Origin of the sequence: Ottowia sp. VDI28 (assembly GCF_049532675.1) — a bacterium.
Lineage (GTDB): Bacteria > Pseudomonadota > Gammaproteobacteria > Burkholderiales > Burkholderiaceae_C > Ottowia.
In genome coordinates, this window is record NZ_CP149820.1 from 3,276,996 (window position 1) to 3,289,694 (window position 12,699).

9 protein-coding genes are annotated in these 12,699 nt (G+C 61.5%); all 9 read left to right on the forward strand.

Annotated features, from left to right (window positions below; all coding sequences use genetic code 11):
* Window positions 1–107 precede the first annotated feature (107 nt).
* The 9 genes from WJU18_RS15540 to WJU18_RS15580 all read left to right on the forward strand — a co-directional run bounded on the left by WJU18_RS15540 (window position 108) and on the right by WJU18_RS15580 (window position 12,666).
* On the forward strand, window positions 108–524 hold the full coding sequence (locus WJU18_RS15540) for a hypothetical protein (RefSeq protein ID WP_423460900.1): 417 nt from the start codon (window positions 108–110) through the stop codon (window positions 522–524).
* 103 nt (window positions 525–627) lie between these two features.
* Entirely contained in the window at window positions 628–3,219 is a 2,592-nt protein-coding gene (gene acnB / locus WJU18_RS15545) for a bifunctional aconitate hydratase 2/2-methylisocitrate dehydratase (RefSeq protein ID WP_423460901.1), read from the forward strand.
* Window positions 3,220–3,525: 306 nt separating this feature from the next.
* Window positions 3,526–5,640 (forward strand): 3-hydroxyacyl-CoA dehydrogenase NAD-binding domain-containing protein, encoded by a 2,115-nt coding sequence (locus tag WJU18_RS15550; RefSeq protein WP_423460902.1) that lies wholly within the window; start codon window positions 3,526–3,528, stop codon window positions 5,638–5,640.
* Window positions 5,641–5,705: 65 nt separating this feature from the next.
* Complete coding sequence (locus WJU18_RS15555; protein ID WP_423453679.1) at window positions 5,706–7,202, forward strand: M20 family peptidase; 1,497 nt, start codon at window positions 5,706–5,708, stop codon at window positions 7,200–7,202.
* A 50-nt stretch (window positions 7,203–7,252) separates the two neighbouring features.
* Entirely contained in the window at window positions 7,253–8,428 is a 1,176-nt protein-coding gene (locus WJU18_RS15560; RefSeq protein ID WP_423453680.1) for an acetyl-CoA C-acyltransferase, read from the forward strand.
* An 18-nt stretch (window positions 8,429–8,446) separates the two neighbouring features.
* Window positions 8,447–10,282, forward strand: a complete 1,836-nt coding sequence (locus tag WJU18_RS15565; protein WP_423453682.1) for an acyl-CoA dehydrogenase — start codon at window positions 8,447–8,449, stop codon at window positions 10,280–10,282.
* Window positions 10,283–10,382: 100 nt separating this feature from the next.
* Window positions 10,383–11,174, forward strand: coding sequence for an SDR family oxidoreductase (locus tag WJU18_RS15570; protein ID WP_423453683.1), 792 nt, complete (start codon window positions 10,383–10,385; stop codon window positions 11,172–11,174).
* Window positions 11,175–11,185: 11 nt separating this feature from the next.
* Window positions 11,186–11,617, forward strand: coding sequence for a PaaI family thioesterase (locus WJU18_RS15575; RefSeq protein WP_423461011.1), 432 nt, complete (start codon window positions 11,186–11,188; stop codon window positions 11,615–11,617).
* A gap of 32 nt (window positions 11,618–11,649) precedes the next feature.
* On the forward strand, window positions 11,650–12,666 hold the full coding sequence (locus WJU18_RS15580; protein WP_423453684.1) for an NADP-dependent oxidoreductase: 1,017 nt from the start codon (window positions 11,650–11,652) through the stop codon (window positions 12,664–12,666).
* Window positions 12,667–12,699 lie beyond the last annotated feature (33 nt).

Sequence of the window (12,699 nt, forward strand, 5' to 3'; positions counted from 1 at the left end):
CAGGCGCAAACCACCGACAAGAAGCCGGCAGCCGCGAAGAAGGCTCCCGCCAAGGCGTCTACGGCAAAGAAGGCCACTACTCAGAAAAAGCCGTTGCCAAGAAAAAGGTGCCGGCAAAGACGGCCAAGGCTGTGGAGGCCAATACACCGGTCACGCCGATCAGCAACTATCTGAGCGCGGCTGAGTTGGCTATCGCCGACCGCATCCAGACCGGAAAGATCCAATGCGAGTTGGGTGCCGACGTCACAGTGAAGGCTGACGAACAGAACCGCGGCTTTTTCCACATCAGCACGGGCAAGCGCCGTTATTACATGTACCCCGTGGAAAGCCGCACAGGAGCCATACGTCTGGAGGACGGCAAGGCGGGCGCCATGTGGCTGCAGCTTGGTAACAAGTCCATGCTGATGGACCAGAAGGCGGGCCAACGCGTAGCCGACGAGTGCGCGACCGCCGAGCAACGCCTGGTGGCGGACAAGATGAAAGCCGACAAGACCCCAGGTCTGTTGGATGACTTGAAAAAGTAAGTGTTGAAAGAGGTGGCCTTTGAGCACGCTCTTAGAGGCTGCCGCCCGCTCATTGGCATATTCCCACGTGTTTTGAATTCGTTAGTTTCAGGAGAAAGAAAAAATGTTGAAAGCCTATCGTGACCACGCCGCTGAGCGGGCTGCCCTGGGTATTCCGCCGCTGCCGCTGGATGCGACGCAAACCGCCGAATTGATCGAGCTGATCAAGAATCCGCCTGCTGGCGAAGATGCGTTCCTGCTCGATCTGCTGACGCACCGCGTGCCTCCGGGTGTCGACGATGCCGCCAAGGTCAAGGCCAGCTTCCTGGCTGCCGTCGCGCACGGGGATCTCAAGGTCAACCTGATCTCCAAAGCCAAGGCGACCGAGCTTCTGGGCACCATGGTCGGCGGCTACAACGTGCACCCGATGATCGAGCTGCTGGACGACGCCGAAGTTGCTGGCATTGCTGCCGAGGGCCTGAAGAAGACCCTGCTGATGTTCGATTACTTCAATGACGTGGCCACCAAGGCCAAGGCCGGCAATGCCAAAGCCAAGGAAGTGATGCAGAGCTGGGCCGACGCCGAGTGGTTCACCTCACGCCCTGAAGTCGAGAAGAAAATCACCGTCACCGTGTTCAAGGTGCCCGGCGAAACCAATACCGACGACCTGTCTCCCGCGCCTGACGCCTGGAGCCGTCCGGACATTCCGTTGCACTACCTGGCGATGCTGAAGAACACCCGTCCCGACGCGGCCTTCAAGCCCGAGGAAGATGGCAAGCGCGGCCCGATGCAGTTTATCGAGGACCTGAAGAAAAAAGGTCATCTGGTTGCCTACGTGGGCGACGTGGTGGGTACCGGCTCTTCGCGCAAGTCCGCCACGAACAGCGTGATCTGGGCTACGGGCGCGGACATCCCCTTCGTGCCGAACAAGCGTTTCGGCGGCGTGACGCTGGGCGGCAAGATCGCTCCGATCTTCTTCAACACGCAGGAAGATTCCGGCTCGCTGCCGATCGAAGTGGATGTTGCCAAGATGGAGATGGGCGACGTGCTCGACATCTTCCCCTACGAAGGCAAGATCGAGAAGAGCGGCGAGAAAGTGGCCGACTTCCAGCTCAAGAGCGATGTGCTGCTCGACGAAGTGCGTGCTGGCGGCCGTATCAACCTGATCATCGGCCGCTCGCTCACCGCCAAGGCCCGTGAAGCACTGGGCCTTCCGGCTTCGAGCGCTTTCCGCTTGCCCCAGGCGCCTGCCGAGTCCAAGGCTGGCTTCACGCTGGCGCAGAAGATGGTCGGCCGTGCTTGCGGCTTGCCTGAAGGGCAGGGCATTCGTCCGGGTACCTATTGCGAGCCGCGCATGACCACTGTGGGCAGCCAGGATACCACCGGCCCCATGACACGCGACGAGCTGAAGGATCTGGCTTGCCTGGGCTTCTCCGCCGACATGGTGATGCAGTCCTTCTGCCACACCGCGGCCTACCCGAAACCCGTGGACGTGAAAACCCACCGCGAGCTGCCTGCCTTCATCAGCAACCGCGGCGGCGTGGCCCTGCGTCCTGGCGATGGCGTGATCCACTCCTGGCTCAACCGCCTGCTGCTGCCTGACACCGTGGGCACGGGCGGCGATTCGCACACGCGCTTCCCGATCGGTATTTCCTTCCCCGCAGGCTCAGGCCTTGTGGCTTTCGGTGCCGCCACCGGCGTGATGCCTCTGGACATGCCTGAGTCGGTGCTGGTGCGCTTCAAGGGCGACCTGCAACCTGGCGTGACCCTGCGCGATCTCGTGCACGCTATTCCGCTGTACGCTATCAAGCAAGGCCTGCTCACCGTGGCCAAGGCTGGCAAGAAGAACATCTTCTCAGGCCGTGTCCTTGAGATCGAAGGCTTGCCCGATTTGAAAGTGGAGCAAGCGTTTGAACTCTCCGATGCTTCGGCCGAGCGCTCGGCCGCTGGATGCACCATCAAGCTCAACAAAGAGCCGATCGCTGAATACCTGAAGTCGAACGTCGTTCTGATGAAGAACATGATCGCAGACGGTTACGCCGACGCGAAGACGTTGGCCCGCCGCATCGAGAAAGTGGAGGCATGGCTTGCCAAGCCCGACCTGCTCGAAGCCGACAAGGACGCCGAATACGCTGCCGTGATCGAGATCGATCTGGCTGACATCAAGGAGCCTATCGTCTGCTGCCCCAATGATCCGGACGATGCCAAGTTCCTCTCCGAAGTCGCCGGCACCAAGATCGACGAAGCCTTCATCGGTTCCTGCATGACCAACATCGGCCATTTCCGCGCGGCAGCCAAACTGCTCGGCGGCCAGCGTGATATTCCTGTCAAGCTGTGGGTGGCACCGCCCACCAAGATGGATCAGAACGAGCTGATCAAGGAAGGCCACTACGCGGCTTTCGGCACGGCCGGGGCGCGCACCGAGATGCCCGGCTGCTCGCTGTGCATGGGTAACCAGGCGCAGGTGCGCGAAGGCGCGACGGTGATCTCCACCAGCACCCGCAACTTCCCCAACCGCCTGGGCAAAAACACCAACGTGTTCCTCGGCTCGGCCGAACTGGCTGCCATCGCTTCGCGCATGGGCAAGCTGCCCACCAAGGAGGAGTACCTCAAGGAAATGGGCGTCATCGATGCAGACAAGGCGAGCGTCTACCGCTACATGAACTTCGACCAGATCGAGGAGTATGCGGACGCAGCCAAGGAAGTGGCTGTTTAAGCGCTTCTGACCCTGCTCAAAAGCGGCCTTCGGGCCGCTTTTTTTATTTTTGGCGCGGTTCGGGTTCCAGAATCGGCTCTCTCCGCCTTTACCGGTGGGGGCGTTGAGCTTCGCTGTGTTTGGTGCTTCGGTTGACGGGCAGAGGGCAGGCGGGTTTTCACTCCTTTTTGCACGTCCGGCGGAGGCTACCATCAGGCTTGTTCTCAACTATATCTGTCGCAGTTGGGACAAGCCCTATTGCGCTGCAACATCCAGCTTCTACAATGAAAGAGAACGATCGTTCTTTTTACTTTTTTGAGGGACAGCATGACCGCTGAATACAAGCTCCAAGGTGACATCGCCGTCATTACCCTGAACAACCCGCCGGTGAACGGCCTTGGTCTTTCAACCCGTCAAGGCATTGCTGCCAGCCTGGAAAAAGCCAATGCCGATCCGGCCGTGAAGGCCATTGTGCTGACGGGCGCCGGCAAGGCGTTTTCGGGCGGAGCAGATATCCGCGAATTCAATTCCCCCAAGGCCGTGCAGGAGCCGAACCTGCTGAGTGTGATCCGCGCGGTGGAAAATTCCGTCAAGCCCGTGGTGGCGGCGGTTCACAGCGTGGTGATGGGCGGCGGACTGGAGCTGGCCCTGGGCGCGCACTACCGCATTGCGGCGCCAGGCACCAAGGTCGCGTTGCCTGAAGTCAAGCTGGGCCTGATCCCCGGTGCCGGCGGCACACAGCGGCTGCCGCGCGTGCTGGGTGTGGAAACCGCGCTGAACATGATCGTCAAGGGCGATCCGGTCAACAGCGAAATGCTGGCCGGCCTGCCTGGGCAGAAACTGTTCGATCAGCTTGCCGCCACGCCCGAGTCGTTGGCGGAAGAAGCGCTGGCTCTGGCGCGCAAGGTGGCGGCACAGCACGCCGATGGTTCCCCGCTGCCGCTGGTGCGTAATCTGCCGTGCAAGCATCCGCAGGGCGACGCCTACTTCCAGTTCGCGCGCAACATGGTAAAGGGCATGGCGAAGAATTTCCCCGCACCCGCCAAGTGTGTGGATGCCGTGGAAGCCGCCACCAAGCGCAGGTTTGAAGACGGCATGGTATTCGAGCGCGAGATATTCACCGCGCTCATGCAAACCCCGGAATGCAAGGCGCTGCGCCACATTTTCCAGGCAGAGCGCGCCGCCTCGAAGATTCCCGATGTGGGCTCCGACATCGTTCCGCGCGAGATCAAGAGCGTGGCCGTGATTGGCGCCGGCACCATGGGTGGCGGCATCACCATGAACTTCCTGAATGCCGGCATCCCCGTCAAGATGCTGGAAATGAAGCAGGAAGCGCTTGATCGCGGTCTTGCCACCATGCGCAAGAACTACGAGGCGCAGGTCAAGAAAGGCAAGCTCAAGCAAGACAAGTACGAGCAGCGCATGAGCCTGCTGACCACCACGTTGAGCTATGACGACATCAAGGACGCCGATCTCGTGATCGAAGCGGTGTTCGAGGAGATGGGCGTCAAGGAGGCCGTCTTCAAGAAACTCGACGAAGTGATGAAGCAGGGCGCCATTTTGGCCTCCAATACGTCCACGCTCGATGTCGACAAGATCGCTGCTTTCACCAAGCGTCCGCAAGACGTCGTGGGCATGCACTTCTTCAGCCCGGCGAACGTGATGAAGTTGCTGGAAGTCGTGCGTGGCGCGAAAACCGCCAAGGACGTGCTGGCCACCGTGATGGCGATCGCCAAGAAGATCCGCAAGACAGCCGTGGTTTCCGGCGTATGCGACGGCTTCATCGGCAACCGCATGATCGAGCAGTACAGCCGCCAGGCAGGTTTCCTGTTGGAAGAGGGCGCTACGCCCCAGCAGGTCGACAAGGCGATCGAACGCTTCGGCTTTGCCATGGGCCCGTTCCGCATGGGTGATCTGGCCGGTAACGATATCGGCTGGGCTATCCGCAAGCGCCGCTATCAGGAAAAGCCCGACATGAAATACAGCAAGACGGCTGACTTGCTGTGCGAGATGGGCCGCTATGGCCAGAAAACCGGCGCCGGCTGGTACGACTACAAACCCGGCAAGCGCGATGCCATTCCCTCGAAACTGGTCGAGGACATGATCGAGAAGCATCGCAAGGACCTGGGCCTCACCCCGCGCAAGATCAGCGACGACGAGATCGTCCAACGCCTGGTGTATTCGCTCGTGAACGAGGGCGCGCGCATCCTGGAAGACGGCATTTCCAGCAAGGCCAGCGATATCGACATGGTGTATCTCACGGGCTATGGCTTCCCGGTCTGGCGCGGCGGCCCGATGCAGTACGCCGATCAGGTGGGCCTGTTCAACGTGGCCGAGAGCATGAAGCGCTTTGCCCGCAACCCCAACGACGATGCGACGTTCTGGCAACCCGCTTCGCTGTTGCAGAAGCTGGTTGAAGAAGGCAAGAGTTTCAACGGCTGATCGTCGTCGTTCCCCGCCGTCATTCCAGCGAAGACAGGAATGACGGCATAGTCTTTGCCTCCACCATGCTCAAGAAAGCACTACTAGCCGTCATTCTGCTCATCGCCGCGCTGGTAGTGGCGGTGGCGGTCAATACCTGGCGCCAAGGTTCGCGCCAGATCAATGTGCAACCGGCACCGCCGCTGGCCGTGGACGCCGACGCCGCGGCCCGCAGGTTGTCGCAGGCTATCCGTTTCAAAACCGTTTCCAGCCTGGACGATGCCGGCCTCAATGCCGATCAGTTCAAGGCACTGCATGCGCACCTGCAGGCCAGTTACCCGCGCGCGCATGCTGCCCTCAAGCGCGAAATGGTCGGCGATCTCACGCTGCTCTACACCTGGCCGGGCACTGACGCCTCGGCAAAGCCGATCCTGCTGCTCGCGCACCAGGACGTGGTGCCCATTGCCCCTGGCACCGAAGCCAAATGGCAGGCAGAGCCTTTTGCGGGCGAGATCAAGGAAGGCTTTGTCTGGGGCAGGGGTGCCTGGGATAACAAGGCCAACCTGATGGGCCAGATGGAAGCCATCGAAATGCTGCTGGCGGAAGGCTTCAAGCCGCGACAGACCATCTACATTGCCATGGGTGCGGACGAGGAAGTAGGGGGCCTGCGTGGTGCCAAGAAGGTGGCTGAGCTGCTGGCCTCGCGCGGTATCAAGCTCGATTTCGTGCTGGACGAAGGCTTGCTGATCACCGATGGCATTCTCAAAGGTCTCGACAAGCCTGCCGCTCTGATCGGTATCGCCGAGAAAGGCTACCTTTCTGTGGAGATGCACGCGCATGGCACGCCTGGTCATTCCTCCATGCCGCCGCCAGCTGGTACGGGCGCCATTGGCATTCTGAGCGGAGCGCTGGCCCGCCTGGAGGACAAACAGATGCCGGCCCACATCCGTGGCGTAGCCAAGGAAATGTTCGACACCATCGGGCCTGAGATGAGCGGCTTCGGCCGTGTGGCGCTTTCCAACCTGTGGCTGTTCGGCCCGTTGGTGCAGCGCCAGCTGGAGGCAGGAGGCAGCACGAATGCCATGCTTCGCACGACGACGGCTCCTACTATTTTTGAAGCCGGCAACAAGGACAATGTGATTCCGGGCGAGGCCAAGGCCACGGTCAATTTCCGGCTGCTGCCCGGCGACACTCAGGAAAGCGTGCTGAAACATGTGAAGGAGGCTGTCGGCGAGCAGCCTGAAGGGCGTTTCGAGCTGAAGACGCTCGCGGGTGCCTCGGAGCCTTCCCCCGTTTCGCCGACCGCTTCGGCTTCATACCAGTTGATGAACCGTACGCTGCGCTCGCTTTTTCCGGACGTGCTGGTGGCGCCGAGCCTGATGATTGCCGCCACGGACTCACGCCATTTCACCGGCGTCAGTGATCACATCTACCGCTTTTCACCCGTGCGTGCCAAGACCGAAGACCTGGCGCGCTTCCATGGGACCAATGAGCGCGTGAGTGTGGCCAATTTCGGCGAGCTGATCCGCTTTTACGTGCAGTTGCTGCGTAATACCTCCGTGCCTGCCGGCACGGCTTCCTAGTTTTTTCTGGTTTCCCCGGTTTTTTCGTTTTCACAAGAAAGGTCGTCACAATGAGCCAAGCCGTCATCGTCTCCACTGCCCGCACCCCGCTCGCCAAGAGCTGGAAAGGCGGCTTCAACATGACTCATGGCGCCACCCTGGGCGGCCACGCGGTGCAGCACGCCATTGCCCGCGCCGGTATCGACGCCGCCGAGATCGAGGACGTGATCATGGGCTGTGCTAACCCCGAAGGCGCCACGGGGGCGAACATCGCCCGCCAGATTGCGCTCATGGCGGGTTGTCCTGTCTCGGTTTCCGGCATGACCGTGAACCGTTTCTGCTCTTCCGGCCTGCAGACCATCGCTCTCGCGGCACAGCGCATCATCGCGGGCGAAGGCTCTGCCTATGTGGCTGGCGGGGTGGAAAGCATCTCGTGCGTACAGCAGGAGATGAACCAGCACATGCTGCGGGATCCGGCGCTCGACCGCATCAAGCCCGAGATTTATTGGAGCATGCTGCAAACCGCCGAGCAAGTGGCCAAGCGCTACAACATCAGCCGCGACGCCATGGACGAATACGGCGCTGGCAGCCAGCAGAAAGCCTGCGCTGCCCAGGCGGCCGGCAAGTTCGACGACGAGATTGCCCCCATCACCGTGACGGCCGGTGTGGCCGATCCCGTCATGGGCCTGCGCACCAAGGAAATCACGGTCTCCAAGGACGAGGGCACCCGCGAAGGCACCACCAAGGAAGGCATCAGCGGCATCAAGCCGGCGCTGCCTGGCGGTCTGATCACGGCAGGCAATGCCAGCCAGTTCTCCGATGGCGCCGGCGCTTGCGTGGTCATGCACGAAGAGATGGCCAGCAAGAAAGGCCTCAAGCCGCTGGGGCGTTTCCTCGGTTTCGCCGTGGCAGGCTGCGAGCCTGACGAAATGGGCATTGGCCCCGTCTTCGCCGTGCCCAAAGTCCTGAGCCGCCTGGGCCTGAAGGTGAGCGACATCGACTTGTGGGAGCTGAACGAAGCGTTCGCGGTGCAGGTGCTCTATTGCCGCGACAAGCTGGGCATTCCCGCTGACCGTCTGAACGTGAACGGCGGCGCTATTGCGCTCGGCCACCCCTATGGCGTGAGCGGCCAGCGCCTGACCGGCCACGCGCTCATCGAGGGCAAGCGCCGTGGCGCCAAGAAGGTGTGCGTGACCATGTGCATCGGTGGCGGCATGGGCGCTGCGGGCATCTTCGAGGTGCTCTGACTCTGATCCCGAACGCTCATGAGCCTGCGCAACACACTTGATTTTCTGCTGTACAGCTGGCTTGACGCGCCAGCGCTCACGCAGCGCCCGCGATTTGCCGAACACTCGCGCGAAACTTTCGATGCGGTGATGGACACCTGCGAGCGCATTGCGAACGAGAAGTACGCGCCTTTCAACCGCGTCGTCGATGTGGAGGAACCACGCACCGAGCAGGAGCCCGATGGCAGCCTGCGCGTGGTGTTGCCCAGGGCCACCCTCGATGCACGGCTGGCTTATGCGGAAAGCGGCATGTTGGCCGCTGCGCAGGACTACGAGCACGGCGGCATGCAATTGCCTTATCTGGTGGAAGCGGCTGCCAATGCATTCTTCGGCAAAGCCTCCATCAGCATCGGTGCCAACCTGCTGACTGTCGGCAATGCCAACCTACTGATGGCGCACGGCACGCCCGCGCAGCAGCAGGTGTTCGCCGCCAACGAGTTCAACGGCCGCTGGACGGGCACTATGTGCCTGAGCGAACCCCAGGCAGGCTCCAGCCTGAGCGACATCGCCACCCGCGCCGAGCTGGAAGACGAGGGCGATGCTCTTGGCCCGCGCTACCGCCTGCGCGGCAATAAGATGTGGATTTCCGGTGGCGAGCATGAATTGGCCGAGAACATCGTGCACCTGGTTCTGGCCAAGATCCCGGGGCCTGATGGCAAGCTGGTGCCGGGGGTCAAGGGCATCTCACTGTTCATCGTGCCGAAAAAACTGGTCGATATGAACGGCCAGTTGACCGGCATACGCAACGATGTCGCGTTGGCCGGCCTCAACCACAAACTGGGGTGGCGTGGAACCACGAACACGCTGCTCAACTTCGGCGAAGGCAAGTTTCCGGTGGACGGCAAGGCCGGCGCCGTAGGCTACCTGGTGGGCAAGCCGGGCGAAGGCCTGCGGTGCATGTTCCACATGATGAATGAAGCGCGAATCGCTATCGGCATGGCTGCGACCATGCTGGGCCTGGCGGGTTACGAGGCTTCATTGGAGTATGCCCGCACGCGCACGCAGGGCAGGCCGGTAGGAGCAGGGGGCAAGGACGCCACCCAGGCGCCCGTTCGCCTGATCGAGCATGCCGACATCAAACGCATGCTGATGATCCAGAAAGCGTACTGCGAAGGGGCGTTGGCGTTGCTGCTCTACAGCGCCCAGTTGGTGGATGAGCAACATACGGGCGACGCTGCAGCCGCGGATGACGCGCGCCTGCTGCTTGAAGTGCTCACGCCCATTGCCAAGAGCTGGCCGAGCGAAAATTGCCTGGAAGCCAATTCGCTGGCCATCCAGATTCACGGCGGCTATGGCTATACGCGCGATTTCCCGGTGGAGCAGTACTGGCGCGACAACCGCCTGAATATGATCCACGAGGGTACGCACGGTATCCAGGCGATGGATCTGCTGGGCCGCAAGGTCTTGATGGAGGGCGGGCGCGGATTGAAGCTGCTGGCCGGGCGCATCAACGCGACCATCGAAAAAGCCCTGCAGGAGCCTCAACTGGCGATTCACGCCAATGCGCTCGCCCAGGCGCTGGCGCGCGTAGGTGCCGCCACCAAGGCCGCATGGGCAACAGCCCAGCCGTCCGAGGCGTTGGCCAACGCGGTGCCCTATATGCAGGCGTTCGGGCACATGGTGCTGGCCTGGATATGGCTTGACCTGGCGCATGCAGCGCTGAAAGGCGGCACTGCAGGCCATGAGTCCGTCCGCGGATACGTTTCGACAATGACCTACTTCTACCACTACGAACTGCCCAAGATCGATGCCTGGCTGCGCGTGGTGGAGTCACGCGATATGACTTGCGCAGAAATGCCTGAAGAGGCGTTTTGAAGGCTTGATCATCAATCAATAACGCCCAAGGCAAACACGTTCTAATGGCCGAGGATTCGGCTTCGAGCTTCCTCCGACTTTTCAATCTGAGAGACAAACCATGACTCGCAACGTTCAGCAACTTTTTGATCTCAAGGGCAAGACCGCCCTCGTCACCGGTGCATCGCGCGGTCTGGGACTGCAAATGGCCCATGCCCTGGGCGAGGCCGGTGCGCGCCTGATGCTGAGTTCGCGCAAGGCCAGCGACCTCGAGGAAGCCGTGGCTGAGTTGCAAAAGTCCGGCATCGATGCCCGCTGGGTCGCCGCCAACTGCGCCGACGAGGCCGACATTACCCGCTTGGTGGACGAGACGCTCCAGCGCATGGGCGACATCGACATCCTGGTCAACAACGCGGGCGCTGCCTGGGGCGCGCCGGCGGAGGACCATCCCATCGATGCCTGGGACAAGGTGATGGACCTGAACGTGCGCGGCTATTTCATCCTGAGCCAGCAAGTGGCCAAGCGCAGCATGATCGCGCGCAAGCAAGGGCGCATCATCAATATCGCCAGCATCGCCGGCTTGGGTGGCAACCCTCGCGATATGAAGACTATTGCCTACAACACCAGCAAGGGGGCGGTCGTCAACTTCACGCGCGCGCTGGCTTGCGAGTGGGGCCCTTACGGCATTACCGTGAACGCCATCTGCCCGGGCTTTTTCCCCAGCAAGATGACCCGCGGCACACTGGAAGCGATGGGTGAGCAGAAACTCGCCGATCACGCTCCCCTGGGCCGCCTGGGTGACGACGAAGACCTGAAAGGCATCACGCTCCTGTATGCCAGCGATGCCGGCAAGCACATTACCGGGCAATGGCTCGCGGTGGACGGCGGGGTCAGCGTGATCACGGGCGGATAAGCGCTGTGAGCCTGGATTACGGAACCACGATTCCGTTCATCGATCTCCTCGGCATTACATTGGAGCGTTTTGAAGGGGGTGAATCCGTCCTGCATTTCGCGCCCGGGCCTGAGCACTGCAACTCCTTCAATGTGGCGCACGGCGGCTCGTTGATGACCTTGCTGGACGCCACCATGGCCATTGCGGCGCGCAGCGTCGACAAGGACAGCGGTGTGATCACCATCGAAATGAAGACCAGCTTCATGCGGCCGGCGCCCGTGGCGAAAGACGGCGAGCATCTGGTCGGCAAAGGCAAGCTGCTGCACCGTACGGGCAGTATGGCCTTCGTGGAAGGCATGATCTACGACCCGGCCGGCCAGTTGTGCGTCATGGCCACCGGCACTTTCAAATACGTGCCTCGCGCTGCGCGGCCGGATGGCGGCGAAGTGCTGTCAACAGACTGATATTCCTGCATCACACCAACCAAGGGACTGCCATGCCAACCAATCGCCAGATTTTGCTCGACAACCGCCCGGAAGCCGAAGCCGTCGCCAGCAACTTCAAACTGGTCACCACGGAAACGCCTCCATTGCAAGATGGACAGGTGCTGGTGCGCCACCATTACCTGAGCCTCGATCCCTATATGCGCGGCCGCATGAGTGACTCCAAGAGCTACGCCGAACCGCAGCCGCTGGGTAAAGTGATGATCGGCGGCACGGTGGGCGAAGTGGTCGAATCCAGGCACCCGAAGTTCGCTGCTGGCGATCAGGTGGCAGGCATGGGCGGCTGGCAGGAATTCAGCGTGGTGGACGCTACCCAACCCGGCATGCTGCGCAAGGTAGACACCACGCATGTGCCGCTCTCTCATTATCTCGGTGCCGTGGGCATGCCTGGGGTGACGGCCTGGTATGGCCTGACGCAGATCATTGCGCCCAAGGCAGGGGAAACCGTGGTGGTCAGTGCCGCGACTGGCGCGGTGGGCAGTGCGTACGCCGCCTTGGCCAAAGCGCGCGGCTGCCGCGTGGTGGGCATCGCGGGTGGGCCCGAGAAGTGCGAGTACGCGGTGAATGAGCTGCATTTCGATGTGTGCATCGACTACCGCCAACACCCCGATGTGAAAACCATGTCGAAGGCGCTGAAAGAGGCTTGCCCCAATGGCATCGACGGCTACTTCGAGAACGTGGGCGGCTACATCCTCGATGCGGTGCTTCTGCGCACCAACGCATTTGCCCGCGTCGCCGTCTGCGGAATGATTGCAGGCTACGATGGTCAACCACTGCCGCTGCAGAACCCGGCCTTGATTCTCATCAACCGCCTGCGGATTGAAGGTTTTATCGTCAGCGAACACATGGAAGTGTGGCCCCGGGCCTTGCAGGAGCTGGGCACGCTGGTCGCGCAAGGCAAGCTGAAGCCTCGTGAAACCATCGCTCAGGGCATCGAGTCGGCACCCGAGGCCTTCCTGGGGCTGCTCAAAGGGAAAAACTTCGGAAAGCAGTTGGTCAAACTAATCTGACAAATTGATCTGCCGAATTTCATCGGCAACGAA